This is a genomic window from Mycobacterium sp. 1245801.1 (assembly GCF_001673055.1).
Classification (GTDB): domain Bacteria; phylum Actinomycetota; class Actinomycetes; order Mycobacteriales; family Mycobacteriaceae; genus Mycobacterium; species Mycobacterium europaeum_A.
Map to the genome: position 1 here is coordinate 1 of NZ_LZKY01000153.1, position 14,789 is coordinate 14,789.

Here is a 14,789-nt window from a genome sequence, read left to right on the forward strand (position 1 = left end):
GGGTGCGGGACCGCCGCGAGTTGACCGTGCTCGGCTGGATGCGTCCGGCGTCGATCATCACCGACTCGATCGGCGCGATGTCGCCGTTGTCGACGTCGGCGAGGTCCCAACCCTGCGCCATCGTCGGCCCGCTGAACGCCGAGGTGTCCACCTGCACCGCGGTCGGCGTCACGCCGCTGCGCCGGATCTGCTCGACGAGGTCGCTGATCCGCGCCGATCCCCGGTACCAGGTGGGCACGTCGGGCGGCGCCGCCGATAACGCCGGATCGCCCGCTCCCACCAGCACGACGGGGCCCTGGGCGTTCTGGCTGCCCGCCACCACCCGGGTGCTGATCCGCGCCTGGCGGTCCAGCGTCAGCAACGCCGCGGCCGCCGTGAGCACCTTATTGGTGGACGCGGGCACCAGCGGCAGGTCGTCGGCCACCTGCCACAGCTCTTTCCCGGTGATGGCGTCGGTGACCCGGCCGCCGAGGCGGCCCAGGTTGGGGTCGCCCGCCACCGGCGCCAGCATGGCGGCCACACCGGGTCCGCTGGGCAGCTCGGCGGTGTCGCTCACCGGGACCATGCCCGGCTTCACCGTCGGCGCGTGCGGCGGCGGGATCAGGGCATGCGCGCTGTTGGCGCCGTGCCCGGCCGTGGTGAAAAACGCTGCCGCCACCACGACGGCGACGACAAACGCCAGCACGCCCAACCCGATGAACACTGGGGTGGATTTTTGCCAGCGAGTACGGGCCATGACTCTCCTGACTGTCTGCGACCCATTCTGCCGAATCGGCGCCGAGGCGCTCGACTAGGGTGTAGCAGAGCAAAATTGGCCTGCCTAATCAGACAAGGAGCCGACGCGGTGGAATTCGACGTGACCATCGAGATTCAAAAAGGCCAGCGGAACAAGTACGAGGTCGACCACGAGACCGGTCGGCTACGTCTGGACCGCTACCTCTACACCGCGATGGCCTACCCGACCGACTACGGCTTCATCGAGGACACCCTCGGCGAGGACGGCGACCCGTTGGACGCGATGGTGCTGCTGCCGCAGTCGGTGTTCCCCGGCGTGATCGTGGAGGCCCGCCCGGTGGGGATGTTCCGGATGACCGACGAAAAGGGCGGCGACGACAAGGTTTTGTGCGTGCCGGCCGGCGACCACCGCTGGGACCACATCCAGGACATCGGCGACGTTCCCGAGTTCGAGCTGGACGTGATCAAGCACTTCTTCGTGCACTACAAGGACCTGGAGCCGGGCAAGTTCGTCAAGGCCGCGGACTGGGTCGGCCGCGAGGACGCCGAGGCGGAGATTCAGCGCTCGATCGAGCGGTTCAAGGACCAGGGGCACTGACGCGCGGAGGCGCGCACTGATCACGCTGGGCGCTGGCGACGCGCCGATTGCGCAGGATGCTCCAGCCCAGCGCGGCCGCGATGAACACCACCCCGACCGAGCCGGTGATCGCCTCGGGGATCTCGAACCGCGGCTCGATCGAGGCCAGCATGATCACCGCCAGCGCCCCGATCGCCCAGTGCGCGCCGTGTTCCAGGTACACGTACCGGCCCAGCGCTTCCTGACGAACCAGGTAGATGGTGATCGACCGGACGAACATCGAGCCCACCAGGCCCAGCCCGAGCGCGATGACGACGGGGTCCGAGGTGATGGCGAACGCCCCGGTGACACCGTCGAATGAGAAGGCGGCGTCGAGGACTTCCAGGTAGAGGAACAGCGTGAGGCCGGCCCAGCCGGTCGCGGGGCTGGGGGCGGTGCCGGCCTCGGGGTCGGACGGCCGAAAGGCTCGGCTCAATCCGTTCACCACCAGGTAGGTCACCATGCCCAGCAGCCCGGCGGTCAGCACCGTCGCCGCCTCGTCCGCCGAGTGCGTCAGCCGCGTGCCCACCGTGACCAGCGCCAGTCCGGTGACCACCAGCGACACCTGCCCCAGCCGGCCGATGCGTGCGAACGGGATCTCAATCCATTTGAGCCACTTGAGGTCTCGGTCATAAAACAGGAAATCCAGGAACAGCATCAACAGGAAGATTCCGCCGAACGCCGCGATCTGCGGGTGAGCCGCGATGACGAGCTTTTCGTAGCTGGGCGACCCGTCCGCGAACTCCAGCGCGCCGTGCGGCGGTGGATGCAGCGCCAACGACATCGCCCGCACCGGATCCAGGCCAGCGGTCGCCCACACGATGAGCAGCGGGAAGAGCAGCCGCATGCCGAACACGGCGACGAGGATCCCGATGGTCAGGAACATCCGCTGCCAGAAGCGGCTCATCCGCTTCAGGATCGAGGCGTTGATGACCGCGTTGTCGAACGACAACGACACCTCGAGGGCGGCCAGCACCAGCAGCAGGTAAAGACCCTTGAAGCCGCCGTAGGCGTATCCGAGGCCGAGTGCCGCCGCGGTGACCAACAGCGAGACCCCGAAGGTGCGCAAAGCGGACATGGATCCTTTCCGGCCGCCGCCCACACTAGCCAACCGGATCGTCGCGGCCGGCGTCCACTGCGGGCCGCATAGAATTTTCAAATTGTGGCGAAAAATCGGGGCAGTCGGCCGAAAGCGCCGCCGCCCCGATGACCGAGATCAGCGCCTCGCAGGGGCCGGTGGCGCGCGGCAGCATGGCCAGGGTCGGCACCGCCACCGCCGTGACCGCGCTGTGCGGTTACGCGGTGATCTACCTGGCCGCTCGTGACCTGGCGCCGAGCGGCTTTTCGATATTCGGGGTGTTCTGGGGGGCGTTCGGGCTGGTCACCGGCGCCGCCAATGGCCTGCTGCAGGAGACCACCCGCGAGGTCCGCTCCACCCCCTATGTCAGCGACCTGGCCGCGCTGCCGGTGCCCGGCGAACCGCGCACCCACCCGATGCGGGTCGCCATGCTGGTGGGCGTGGCCGCGGCCGTCGTGATCGCCGGCAGTTCGCCGTTGTGGAGCGGGCGGGTGTTCGTCGAGGCGCGGCTGCTGTCGGTGGCGCTGCTGTCGGTCGGCCTCGCCGGATTCTGCGTGCACGCCACCCTGCTGGGCATGCTGGCCGGCACCAACCAGTGGACCCGCTACGGCGCGCTGATGGTGACCGACGCCGTCATCCGGGTGGCGGTGGCCACGGCCACCGTGGCGCTCGGGTGGCGGTTGGTCGGCTTCCTGTGGGCGACGGTGGCGGGGGCGGTCGCCTGGCTGATCTTGCTGGTGGCCTCGCCGGCCACCAGGGCCACCGCCCGGCTGCTCACCCCGGGCGGGACGGCGACCTTCCTACGGGGAGCGGCACATTCGATCACCGCGGCCGGCGCCAGCGCCATCCTGGTGATGGGATTTCCGGTGCTGCTGAAGCTGACCAGCGCCGAGCTCGGCGCGCAGGGCGGGGTGATCATCCTGGCCGTCACGCTGACCCGCGCGCCGCTGCTGGTTCCGCTGACGGCCATGCAGGGCAACCTGATTGCGCATTTCGTCGACGAGCGCAGCGATCGGATTCGCGCGCTGCTCGCCCCGGCCGCGATCGTCGGGGCGATCGGCGCGGTCGGCGTGGCCGCCGCGGGCGTGCTGGGCCCCTGGCTGTTGCGGGTGGCCTTCGGGCCGCAGTACCACGCCAGCAGCGCGCTGCTGGCGTGGCTGACCGCGGCGGCGGTGGCGATCGCCATGCTGACGCTGACCGGGGCTGCGGCGGTGGCCGCCGCGCTGCACCGGGCCTACTCGCTGGGCTGGGTGAGCGCCACGGTCGCCTCGGGGCTGCTGCTGTTGCTGCCGTTGTCCCTGCAGACCCGGACCGTGGTCGGGTTGCTGTGCGGCCCGGTGGTGGGCATCGGCGTCCATCTGGTGGCGCTGTCGCGCGCCGCGCGCTCTACCGGCTGATTCGGCCTGCACCAGCGTGTACCTTGTGGGCTTAGATGGGTACTGAAACGCATTATTCGGTCGTCTGGGTCGTCATTCCCGCCTTCAACGAAGCAGCTGTCATCGGCGAGGTGGTGGCCGATGTGCGCTCGGTATTCGACAACGTCGTCTGCGTGGACGACGGCAGCGCCGACGACACCGGTGAGATCGCCCGGCGGGCCGGGGCTCACCTGGTGCGCCACCCGATCAACCTCGGGCAGGGCGCGGCCATCCAGACCGGCGTGGAGTACGCCCGCAGGCAGCCGGGCGCCCAGATCTTCGCCACGTTCGATGCCGACGGCCAGCACCGCGTCAAGGACCTGGCGACCATGGTCGACCGGTTGCGCGCCGGGGACGTCGACGTCGTGATCGGCACCCGGTTCGGCACGCAGCAGGGGGCCCGGCCGCCGCTGGTGAAACGGATCGTGCTGCAGACCGCCGCGCGGCTGAGCCGGCGCGGCCGCCGACTTGGCCTGACCGACACCAACAACGGGCTGCGGGTGTTCAACAAGAAGGTCGCCGACGGGCTGGACATCACCATGAGCGGCATGAGCCACGCCAACGAATTCGTCATGCTGATCGACGAAAACCATTGGCGCGTCGCCGAAGAGCCGATCGAGGTGCTCTACACCGAGTACTCGAGGTCCAAGGGGCAGCCCCTGCTCAACGGTGTCAACATCATTTTCGACGGATTCCTGCGAGGGAGGACTCCATGAACTGGATTCAGGTGCTGCTGATCGGGTCGATCGTCGCGCTGCTGGTCTATCTGCTGCGCTCGCGGCGTAATTCGCGGTCAAAGGCCTGGGTGAAGGTCGGCTACGTGGTGTTCGTGCTGGGCGGCATCTATGCGGTGCTGCGCCCCGACGACACCACGGTGGTGGCCCAGTGGTTCGGGGTGCGCCGCGGCACCGACCTGATGCTCTACGCGCTGATCATGGCGTTCTGCTTCACCACGCTCAGCACGTACATGCGGTTCAAGGACTTGGAGCTGCGCTACGCGCGGCTGGCCCGTGCGGTGGCTCTGGAATCCGCGCAGGCTCCCGAAACGACCTAGCGGGCCTGCGCCCGGCGGAAGTACTCCACCGTGCGGGCCACCCCGTCGGACAGCTCGACCTTCGGCTTCCACCCCAAAACCTCTGCGGCAGAAGCGATGTCGAGGCAGGACCGCTTGAGGTCACCCAGCCGCGGCGGCGCGAACTCCGGGTCGTCGGGCGCCCCGACGGCGGCCGCCACCGCCGAATGCAGTTGGCGGTCTGAGGTTTCGATGCCGGTGCCGACGTTGAAGCGCTGCCCGCCGCCGGCGTCACCGGAGGCCTTGACGAAGGCGTCCACGACGTCGTCGACGAAGACGTAGTCGCGGGTGTTGCCGCCGTCGCCGAAAACCTTGGTGGGCTTGCCCGATAGCAGCGCCTGGGCGAAGATCGCCACCACCCCGGCCTCACCGTGCGGATCCTGGCGCGGCCCATAGACATTGGCCGGCGCGATGTGCGAGCAGTCCAGGCCGTAGAGGTGCCGGAAGGTGTTCAGGTAGATCTCGCCCGCCACCTTACCCGCGGCATACGGCGACGCCGGGTCGGTCGGCACGCTCTCGGGAGTCGGGTAGCGCGGCGGGATGCCGTAGATGGACCCGCCCGAGGAGGTGTGCACGATCTTGCGCACCTGCGCCCGGCGAGCGGCCTCGGCCAGGCGCACGGTGCCGATCACGTTGACCGACGCGTCGAACTGCGGGTCGGCCACCGAGTGCCGCACGTCGATCTGGGCCGCCAGGTGGAACACCACCTCCGGGCGGTGCTCGTCGAGGATTGCCTGCAGGTCGGCGGTCACGATGTCGGCCTCGACGAAGACGTGGGCCGGGTTGTCGGCCAGATGCTCGAGGTTGGTCGCGCGGCCCGAGGCGAAGTTGTCCAGCCCCACCACCGCATGACCGTCGGCTAACAGACGGTCGACTAGCGTCGAGCCGATGAATCCGGCTGCCCCGGTAACCAGTGCACGCACCGGCCCACCATACATAGCGGTCGTGGCGGTCGCGCTCATCGCGGTGCAGCTGGCCGTGCGCGCGGTGCTGGCCTTCGGCGGCTACTTCTACTGGGACGACCTGATCCTCATCGGCAAGGCCGGCACCCACCACCTGCTGGCGCCGTCGTACCTGTTCGACGACCACGACGGGCACGTCATGCCCGGGGCATTTCTGCTCGCGGGCACCATCATCCGGCTCGCGCCACTGGACTGGACCTGGCCGGCGGTCAGCCTGCTGGTGCTGCAACTGCTGGCCTCGCTGGCGTTGTTGCGCGCGCTGCACGTCATCTTGGGCTGGCGGCCGGTGCTGCTGATCCCGTTGACGTTCGGGTTGTCCATCCCGTTGGCGGTGCCCGGCTTCGCGTGGTGGGCGGCCGCGCTGAATTCGTTGCCGATGCTGGCCGCGCTGGCCTGGGTGAGCGCCGACGCCGTCGCACTGGTGCGCACCGGCAAACAGCGCTACGCGGTGACCGGCGTGCTGGTCTACCTCGGTGGGCTGTTGTTCTTCGAGAAGGCCGCGGTGATCCCGTTCGTCGCGTTCGCGGTGGCCGCGCTGCTGGGCCACGTGACCGGCGATCGCAGCCTGGGATCGGCGGTGGCGACGGTGTGGCGGGCCGGCCTGCGCTTGTGGATCGCCGCGCTGGCGCTCACCGCCGCCTGGATCGCGCTCTATCTGGCCGTGGTTAATCAGCAGCGGTGGAGTTCGGACCTGTCGATGACGGGCCGGCTGCTGGCGCGGTCGATCACGCACGGCATCGTGCCGGGGCTGGCCGGCGGGCCGTGGCACTGGGACCGTTGGGCGCCCGCCTCGCCCTGGGCCACGCCCCCGCCGTCGGTGATGGCGCTGGGGTGGCTGGTGCTGGCCGCGACGCTGGCGGTGTCGCTGGTGCGCAAGGAGCGCATCGGGCCGGTGTGGGCGATCGCCGTCGGCTACGCCGTGGCCTGCCAGGTGCCGATCTATTTGATGCGGTCGTCGAAGCAAACCGCGCTCGAGCTGGCGCAGACGCTGCGCTACCTGCCCGATCTGGTCGTGGTGCTGGCGCTGCTGGCCGCGGTGGCGTTGTGCGCGCCCAACCGGCAGGCCGGGCCGCGCTGGCTCGACGCTTCACCGAAACGCGCCGCGGCGGTCGCGGTTTTGGCGGTGCTGTTCGTGGCCAGCAGCCTGTACTCGACGGCCACGTTCCTGACCAGCTGGCGCGACAACCCGGCCCAGCCCTATCTGCGCAACGCCCGGGCGTCGCTGGCCGCGGCCCACGCGGCCTCGGACGCGCCGCTGCTGGATCAGGAGGTCGACCCGTTCGTGTTGCAGCGGGTGGCCGCGCCGGAGAATCTGGCCAGCCACCTGTTCGCCCTGCTGCGGGACAGGCCCGAATTCGCGCCGGCCACAACACAATTGCGCATGTTCGACCCCTCGGGGCGGCTGATCAAGGCGCGGGTGACCTGGGTCCGGACCATCGCGCCCGGGCCGATGCCCCAGTGCGGTTACTTCGCCCAGCCGGACCGCCCGGCGCGCCTGGCCCTCGACGGCCCGCTGCTGCCCGCCGACTGGACGGTCGAACTGAACTACCTGGCCAACAGCGACGGCTCGATGACGTTGTCGATGACGCAGGGTCCCGAGGTCAAGGTGCCGGTGCATCCCGGACTCAACCGGGTCTTCGCGCGGCTGCCGGGCGCCGGCGACGCGATCACGGTGCGCGCCAACACGACCGCGCTGGCGTTGTGCCTCGCGTCGGGCCCGGTGGGGTTCGTCGCGCCGGCGTGAACGCGTCGGGTGAAAAGATGGAGCCGCCTGGGGGAATCGAACCCCCGACCTATTCATTACGAGTGAATCGCTCTACCGACTGAGCTAAGGCGGCATACCCGCACGCCGGGCGGCACGAGTCTACGGCAGGCGGGCGGGCAGACCCAAGCCAGGCGGTTAGTCGCGCAGTTGCTGGCCGATGGTGGCGACCATGGCGTCGACGGCGAACTTGGGCTTGACGTTGATCGCCAGCGCCTCGCGGCACTCCAGCACCGCTTCGATGCAGCGCAGCAGCCGCGCGGGCGGGGCGTGGGCGGCCAGCGCGGCCACCCGCTCGGCCATGTCCGGGTGGTTGGCCCGCACCGCGGCTCCCCCTTGCAGGGCGGAGGCCATCAGCGCGTCGCGGAAGTAGGTCGCCAGGTCGATCAGCGCGCGGTCCAGCGCATCGCGCGAGGCCCGGGTCTGACGCGACTTCTGGCGTCGCTCAAGGTCCTTCATCGCCCCGGCCGCGCCGCGCATGGCGCCCGCGGTGCCCTTGCCGGTGCCGCCCGCGCCCAGGGCCGTGCGCAGCTCTTCGGTCTCGGCCTCGGCGCGGTCGGCGGTCAGCACAACGGCCTCGGCCTCGGCCGCCGCCACCAGCTCCTCGGCTGCGGCGTAGGCCCGCGACGGGGTCGCGGCGTCGCGCACCAGCGTCAACGACCGCTCCCGGCGCGCCCGGGCCTCGGGATCGGTGGCCAGCCGTCGCGCCCGGCCCACGTGCCCGCCGCTGACCGACGCCGCCCAGTTCGCCGTGTCGGGGGTCAGGCCGTCGCTGTCGACCAGCACCCGCGCGATCGCCTCGGCCGAGGGCGTCACCAGCGCCACATGCCGGCACCGGGAACGCAACGTGATCGCGATGTCCTCGGGATCCACCGACGGCGCGCACAGCAGGAACACCGTCGACGGCGGCGGTTCCTCGACCACCTTCAGCAGGGCGTTGGCGGCGCCCTCGGTCAGCCGGTCGGCATCTTCGATCACCACGATTTGCCAGTGCCCGGTGGCCGGGCGCCGCGACGCGATCTGCACGATCGCGCGCATCTCGTCGACGCCGATGGACAGGCCCTCGGGGATCACCCGCCGCACGTCGGCGTGGGTGCCGGCCATGGTCGTCGTGCACGCGTGGCAGCGCCCACAGCCCGGCTCGCCGTCGTCAGAGGCCGACGTGCATTGCAGGGCGGCCGCGAAGCACAGCGCCGCCACCGAGCGCCCGGAGCCCGGCGGGCCGGTGATCAGCCACGCGTGTGTCATAGTCCCGGCGCCAGACCCACTGTGGTCGGCGTCACCACGGGCGGCTCGGGCGGCGGCCAGCAGCTCGGCCGTCACCGCGTCCTGGCCTACCAGCCGCGTAAACACCCCGGACATCACCGGTAACAGTAGTGGCGGTGCCGACAGATACCGAACGGCCACCGTACCGCGACCATTCCGTTATCTTCGGCGCCGGTTGGGCATCGCGGGCGACCTGCCGAGATCGCTATTAAGTTTCCGAGACGTCGCCGCCGCCCGATACGGTGGGTAAGTGACTACGGCGGCGGCACTACCGGGGCGGATCAGCGCATTCGTCCGCTGGGTGATGCGCACGCCGTGGCCGCTGTTCTCGCTCAGCATGCTGCAGGCCGACATCATCGGCGCCCTGTTCGTGCTCGGCTTCCTGCGCTACGCGCTGCCGCCCGAGGACCGCATCCAGTTACAGGACCTGCCGGTGCTGAACGTGGCGATCTTCGCCACCGCGCTGGTCGTCGTGTTCCTCACCGGTTTGGCCGTCACGCTGCGGCTGCTGCTGCCCGTGTTCCGGTGGCAGCGCCGCGACAACATGCTCGCCGAGGCCGACCCCGCCGCCACCGAACTGGCCCGCAGCCGCGCGCTGCGAATGCCGTTCTACCGCACCCTGATCAGCATCGTGGCCTGGGCCATCGGCAGCGTGGTGTTCATCATCGCCAGCTGGTCGGTGGCGCGATACGCCGCGCCCGTGGTGGCGGTGGCCACCGGGCTGGGCGCCGCGGCCACCTCGATCATCGGCTACCTGCAGTCCGAACGGGTGCTGCGGCCCGTGGCGGTGGCCGCCCTGCGCAGCGGGGTGCCCGAAAACGTCAAGGCGCCCGGCGTCATCCTGCGCCAGATCCTGACGTGGATGCTGTCCACCGCCGTGCCGGTGCTGGCGATCGTGTTGGCGGTGGTGGCCGACAAGACCTCGCTGCTGCACGCCACACCGGAGAAGCTGTTCACCCCCATCCTGTTGCTGGCGGTGGCGGCGCTGGGCATCGGCGGAGTCAGCACGCTGCTGGTGGCCATGTCGATCGCCGACCCGCTGCGCCAGCTGCGCTGGGCGCTTTCCGAAGTGCAGCGCGGAAACTACAACGCGCACATGCAGATCTACGACGCCAGCGAGCTCGGCCTGCTGCAGGCGGGCTTCAACGACATGGTGCGCGACCTGTCCGAGCGGCAGCGGCTGCGGGACCTGTTCGGCCGCTATGTCGGTGAGGACGTGGCCCGCCGGGCGCTGGAGCGCGGCACCGAGCTGGGCGGCCAGGAGCGCGACGTCGCGGTGCTGTTCGTCGACCTGGTCGGGTCCACCCAGCTGGCCTCCACCCGGCCACCCGCCGAGGTCGTCCACCTGCTCAACGAGTTCTTCCGGGTGGTGGTGGAAACCGTTGGCAAGCATGGCGGTTTCGTCAACAAGTTCCAGGGTGACGCCGCGCTGGCCATCTTCGGCGCGCCGATCGAACACCCCGACTCGCCCGGCGGAGCGCTGGCCGCGGCCCGGGAATTGCACGACGCGCTGCTGCCGGTGATCGGTTCGGCGGAGTTCGGCATCGGGGTGTCCTCCGGGCGGGCCATCGCCGGTCACATCGGCGCGCAGGCCCGCTTCGAGTACACGGTGATCGGCGACCCGGTCAACGAGGCCGCCCGGCTGACCGAACTGGCCAAGCTCGAGCCCGGCCACGTGCTCGCGTCGGCGATCGCGGTCAGCGGCGCGCTGGACGCCGAGGCCCTGTGCTGGGACGTCGGCGAGGTGGTCGAGCTGCGCGGCCGCCGCGCGCCCACCCAGCTGGCACGCCCGGTGCACCTGGCCGGAACGACCGACCCCGCGCCCACCCGGCCGCGGACCGAGGAGATGTCCGGCGAGGCCATCGGCCCGGGCTACTGAGAGCCGGGCTCAGCTGCGCTTGGCGGCCTTCTTCGCCGGCGCCTTCTTGGCCGGCGCTTTGCGGGTCGTCTTCTTGGCCGGACGCTTGGCCGGGCCACGAGCCCGGCGATCGGCCAGCAGTTCGGCGGCGCGCTCGTCGGTGATCGATGCGACGTCGTCACCCTTGCGCAGGCTGGCGTTGGTCTCACCGTCGGTGACGTACGGACCGAACCGGCCGTCCTTGATCACCATCGGCTTGCCCGTCGCCGGATCGGCGCCCAGCTCACGCAGCGGGGGCGCGGCGGCACCCTGTCGGCCGCGGCGCTTGGGCTCGGCGTAGATCTTCAGCGCTTCCTCGAGGGTGATGTCGAACATCTGCTCCTCGGTCGCCAGCGAGCGAGAATCGGTGCCGCGCTTGAGGTATGGGCCATACCGGCCGTTCTGCGCGGTGATCTCCTCGCCGGTGGCGGGGTCCACACCGACCACGCGCGGCAGCGACAGCAGCCGCAGCGCGTCCTCGAGCGTGACCGTCTGCAGGTCCATCGTGCGCAGCAGCGAACCGGTGCGGGGCTTGGGGCCGGTCGGCTTCTTGCCCTTCTTGGCCGGCGCGGCGCTGCCGTCGTCGTCGGGCGGCGGCTCCGGCAGGACCTCGGAAACGTAAGGGCCGTACCGGCCGTCCTTGGCGACGATCTCGTGTCCGGTTTCCGGGTCCACCCCCAGCACGCGGCCCTCCTGCGGCGTGGCGAACAGCTGCTCGGCCACCTCCAGCGTGAGCTCGTCGGGGGTCAGCGAGTCGTTGAGGTTGGCCCGCTGCGGCTTGGGCTCGCCGTCATCACCGGTCACCATGCGTTCCAGGTAAGGCCCGTTCTTGCCCACCCGGACGTAGACCGGCCGGCCCTGTTCGTCATCAAATAGCCTGATGGAGTTGACTTCTCGGGCGTCGATGCCTTCCAGGTTGACGCCGACGAGCTTCTTCAGGCCGCCGGAGCGGGCCACCGAGTCGGCCACCCCGTGCTCGCCGCCGAAGTAGAAGTTGTTGAGCCAGTCGGTGCGTCGCTCCTGCCCCGAGGCGATCGCGTCGAGCTCGTCTTCCATCGCCGCGGTGAAGTCGTAATCGACCAGGCGGCCGAAATGCTGTTCCAGCAAACCGGTTACGGCGAACGCCACCCAGGACGGCACCAGGGCGCTGCCCTTCTTGTGCACGTAGCCGCGGTCCTGGATGGTCTTGATGATCGACGAGTACGTCGACGGGCGGCCGATGCCCAGCTCTTCGAGCGCCTTGACCAGTGACGCCTCGGTGTAACGCGCCGGGGGATTGGTGGCGTGGCCGTCGGGGGTGAGTTCGATGGCGTCCAGCCGCTGGCCCTTGGTCAGCTGCGGCAGCCGGCTCTCGGCGTCGTCGGCCTCGCCGCCGGCCAATTCGTCCACCGTCTCCACATAGGCCTTCAGGAAACCCGCGAAGGTGATGGTGCGACCGCTGGCCGAGAACGTGACGTCGCGGCCCGCCGACTGACCGTTGATCCGCAGGCTCAGCGTGGTGCCGCGGGCGTCGGCCATCTGCGAGGCCACCGTGCGCTGCCAGATCAGCTCGTAGATGCGGAATTCGTCGCCGTCGAGCTCGCGGCGCACCGCGTCCGGGGTCGCGAAGGTCTCGCCCGCGGGGCGGATCGCCTCGTGCGCCTCCTGGGCGTTCTTGACCTTGCGCGTGTACTGCCGCGGCGACGGGGACACGTATTCCGCGCCGTAGAGCTGGCGGGCCTGCGTGCGGGCGGCGTTGATCGCGGACTCCGACAGCGTGGTGGAGTCGGTACGCATATAGGTGATGTAGCCGTTTTCGTAGAGCCGCTGGGCGATGCTCATGGTGCGCTCGGAGGAGAACCGCAACTTGCGGCCGGCCTCCTGCTGCAGCGTCGAGGTCATGAACGGCGCGTAGGGGCGCCGCGTGTAGGGCTTCTCCTCCACCGACGCGACGGACAGCTGCGCCCCGCGCAGGCCCGCGGCCAGCTGCGTGGCGCTCGCCTTGTCAAGAACGGTCACCTCGTCGGCTTTGCGCAGCTGACCCAGCGAGTCGAAGTCGCGGCCGGAGGCCACGCGCAGGCCGTCGACGCCGGTCAGGCGGGCGGTGAAGGTGGGCGGCGAGGCCTGCGGGTCGGACACGCTCGCGTCCAGCTGGGCCACGATGTCCCAGTAGGAGGCGCTGCGGAACGCCATGCGGTCGCGTTCGCGCTGCACGATGATCCGGGTGGCCACCGACTGGACCCGGCCCGCCGACAGCTTGGGCGCGACCTTCTTCCACAGCACGGGGCTGACCTCGTAGCCGTACAGCCGGTCCAGGATGCGCCGGGTTTCCTGCGCGTCGACCAGATCGATGTCCAGGTCGCGCGGGTTTTCGGCGGCCTCGAGGATGGCCGGCTCGGTGATCTCGTGGAACACCATCCGCTTGACCGGGATGTTCGGCTTGAGGGTTTCCAGCAGGTGCCAGGCGATGGCTTCGCCCTCGCGGTCACCATCCGTGGCCAGGTAGAGCTCGTCGACCTCCTTGAGCAGGCCCTTGAGTTCGGTGACCGTGCTCTTCTTCTCGGGGCTGATGATGTACAGCGGTTCGAAGTCCGCGTCGACGTTGACCCCGAGGCGGGCCCAGGGCTCCGACTTGAACTTCGCCGGCACGTCGGCGGCGGCCCGGGGCAGGTCGCGGATGTGGCCGCGCGAGGACTCGACGATGTACCTGGAGCCCAGGTAGCCGGCCAGTTTGCGCGCCTTGGTGGGCGACTCGACAATCACGAGTCGCCGGCGGCTGCCATTCCCGCCGCTACTGGTGTCCTTTAGTTTCGGGTCAGCCAACTGCCCTTACGCTCCATCCGTGATTGGTCCCCCCTGCGAGACCACCTGCAGGAAGAATGACAGGTCGGCATCGAAAATTCCGGTGAAATTCAGGTACGCGACCGTTCCTTCGCCCTGCGGCACCTGACAATTTCGCACCCTTGGGCGGGCCTGCGCAAACTGACCTTCGCGAAAACGGCGGAATTTCGGCCGCCATCCGCCGGCTAGACGCGCGGCCAGCGGGCGGACGCGTCGGCGCCGTCGGGCGGTTCCCCCACGTTTTCTACCAGGCGCGATAGCCTGCGGCGTCCGCTGATCCGCAACGCCGGGCGCCCGCCGCGGGTGCCGATCAGGGTGGGCGCGATCCCCACGCGCATCAACGCCGACGCCAGCGGCGAGTGCGTGTCCGGCGCGTGCGGGTCCAATGCCAGCAGGTAATGCTCGCCCTCCGGGTTTCCGGCCGCCAGCGTCCACGCCCGCAGCTCGCGCGGGCCGGGCAGCCAGCGCGGCGGCACGGTCTTGACCGCCCCGCGCGTCCATTCGGCGGCCAGCGTGCTCAGCGAGGGGTCCACGGCGGTGCGTACCAACGGGGTGTCCTCGTCGGTACGGCCGATCTCGGCGACCAGGCCCGCCTCCCGGATCATCTCGGCCAGCGCCGAGGCCCGCCAGGGCTGGTCCACGACCACCGACAGCCGAGCACCCGCAACGGCGTTTTCACCGGTGGCACCGACGGTGACGATCTGCCCGGACGCCGCCAGCACCCCGGAAAGATCGGCGACCGCAGGCGGCACCGACTCCGCTGTAAAGAAGGAAAGCTGGCTCACGCCACCGACAGTAGGCCAGGGGGCCCGCCCGCGTCTTGAGGCAACCGGCGCGCCGCGGGGCGTCGACGGGCATGCACGCCTGGTTGCCGCAGTAAAAGAGGAAACCCCCCGGCTGAACCCGCTTTGGGCGGGTCTGCACGGGGGGTATCCGTTCAGGTCTGCTCTCGTTTAGACGGAGCGGACTCCGGTGGCCTGGGGGCCCTTAGGGCTATGGCCGATCTCGAACTCGACCTTCTGGTTCTCTTCGAGGGTGCGGAAGCCCGAACCCTGGATCTCCGTGTAGTGGACAAACACATCCGCGGAACCGTCTTCAGGGGCGATGAACCCGAAGCCCTTCTCCGCATTGAACCACTTCACAGTTCCCTGTGGCATCTCTCGATC

13 protein-coding genes and 1 tRNA gene are annotated in these 14,789 nt (G+C 69.9%); 6 read left to right on the forward strand and 8 right to left on the reverse strand.

The window, feature by feature from the left end; translation table 11 throughout:
- Nucleotides 1-736 (reverse strand): D-alanyl-D-alanine carboxypeptidase/D-alanyl-D-alanine-endopeptidase (gene dacB, locus A5622_RS09285; RefSeq protein WP_156752901.1); only part of this gene is annotated, 736 nt, incomplete at its 3' end.
- A 108-nt stretch (nucleotides 737-844) separates the two neighbouring features.
- Here dacB and A5622_RS09290 point away from each other — a divergent pair.
- Nucleotides 845-1,333 (forward strand): inorganic diphosphatase, encoded by a 489-nt coding sequence (locus tag A5622_RS09290; protein ID WP_066878057.1) that lies wholly within the window; start codon nucleotides 845-847, stop codon nucleotides 1,331-1,333.
- On the opposite strand, the gene A5622_RS09295 is transcribed toward A5622_RS09290, so the two are convergent.
- Entirely contained in the window at nucleotides 1,314-2,429 is a 1,116-nt protein-coding gene (locus tag A5622_RS09295) for a DUF475 domain-containing protein (protein ID WP_066878059.1), read from the reverse strand. The two genes, A5622_RS09290 and A5622_RS09295, sit on opposite strands and share 20 nt — an antisense overlap.
- Nucleotides 2,430-2,557: 128 nt before the next feature.
- Here A5622_RS09295 and A5622_RS09300 point away from each other — a divergent pair, with 128 nt between their 5' ends.
- Genes A5622_RS09300 through A5622_RS09310 form a run of 3 tightly spaced genes read left to right on the forward strand, consistent with a single transcriptional unit; the run spans nucleotide 2,558 to nucleotide 4,898 of the window.
- Nucleotides 2,558-3,826 (forward strand): hypothetical protein, encoded by a 1,269-nt coding sequence (locus A5622_RS09300; protein WP_066878061.1) that lies wholly within the window; start codon nucleotides 2,558-2,560, stop codon nucleotides 3,824-3,826.
- 35 nt (nucleotides 3,827-3,861) lie between these two features.
- On the forward strand, nucleotides 3,862-4,560 hold the full coding sequence (locus A5622_RS09305) for a glycosyltransferase family 2 protein (RefSeq protein WP_066878063.1): 699 nt from the start codon (nucleotides 3,862-3,864) through the stop codon (nucleotides 4,558-4,560).
- A complete protein-coding gene (locus A5622_RS09310; RefSeq protein ID WP_066867579.1) occupies nucleotides 4,557-4,898 on the forward strand; it encodes a DUF2304 domain-containing protein in 342 nt (113 codons plus the stop codon). Before A5622_RS09305 ends, A5622_RS09310 begins: the two co-directional genes overlap by 4 nt.
- Here A5622_RS09310 and A5622_RS09315 read toward each other — a convergent pair.
- On the reverse strand, nucleotides 4,895-5,839 hold the full coding sequence (locus A5622_RS09315; RefSeq protein WP_156749032.1) for an NAD-dependent epimerase/dehydratase family protein: 945 nt from the start codon (nucleotides 5,837-5,839) through the stop codon (nucleotides 4,895-4,897). The two genes, A5622_RS09310 and A5622_RS09315, sit on opposite strands and share 4 nt — an antisense overlap.
- Here A5622_RS09315 and A5622_RS09320 point away from each other — a divergent pair.
- Nucleotides 5,805-7,622, forward strand: coding sequence for a hypothetical protein (locus A5622_RS09320; protein WP_156752902.1), 1,818 nt, complete (start codon nucleotides 5,805-5,807; stop codon nucleotides 7,620-7,622). The genes A5622_RS09315 and A5622_RS09320 overlap by 35 nt on opposite strands.
- Nucleotides 7,623-7,640: 18 nt before the next feature.
- Here the strand turns inward: A5622_RS09320 and A5622_RS09325 are convergent.
- Nucleotides 7,641-7,716 (reverse strand) — tRNA-Thr (locus tag A5622_RS09325).
- A gap of 62 nt (nucleotides 7,717-7,778) precedes the next feature.
- Nucleotides 7,779-9,002, reverse strand: coding sequence for a DNA polymerase III subunit delta' (locus tag A5622_RS09330; RefSeq protein WP_066878065.1), 1,224 nt, complete (start codon nucleotides 9,000-9,002; stop codon nucleotides 7,779-7,781).
- A 208-nt stretch (nucleotides 9,003-9,210) separates the two neighbouring features.
- Here A5622_RS09330 and A5622_RS09335 point away from each other — a divergent pair, with 208 nt between their 5' ends.
- Nucleotides 9,211-10,785: an adenylate/guanylate cyclase domain-containing protein gene (locus A5622_RS09335; protein WP_231998023.1), complete on the forward strand. Its 1,575-nt coding sequence runs from the start codon at nucleotides 9,211-9,213 to the stop codon at nucleotides 10,783-10,785.
- Nucleotides 10,786-10,794: 9 nt separating this feature from the next.
- Here A5622_RS09335 and topA read toward each other — a convergent pair whose 3' ends face one another.
- The 3 genes from topA to cspA form a co-directional block, all read right to left on the reverse strand.
- The gene (gene topA, locus A5622_RS09340) at nucleotides 10,795-13,605 is read right to left on the reverse strand and encodes a type I DNA topoisomerase (RefSeq protein WP_066878067.1); all 2,811 of its coding nucleotides are present in this window, start codon (nucleotides 13,603-13,605) and stop codon (nucleotides 10,795-10,797) included.
- 203 nt (nucleotides 13,606-13,808) lie between these two features.
- A complete protein-coding gene (locus A5622_RS09345; RefSeq protein ID WP_066878069.1) occupies nucleotides 13,809-14,408 on the reverse strand; it encodes a hypothetical protein in 600 nt (199 codons plus the stop codon).
- 168 nt (nucleotides 14,409-14,576) lie between these two features.
- Nucleotides 14,577-14,780, reverse strand: a complete 204-nt coding sequence (cspA, locus tag A5622_RS09350) for a cold shock protein CspA (protein WP_007166602.1) — start codon at nucleotides 14,778-14,780, stop codon at nucleotides 14,577-14,579.
- Between the last annotated feature and the right edge of the window lie 9 nt (nucleotides 14,781-14,789).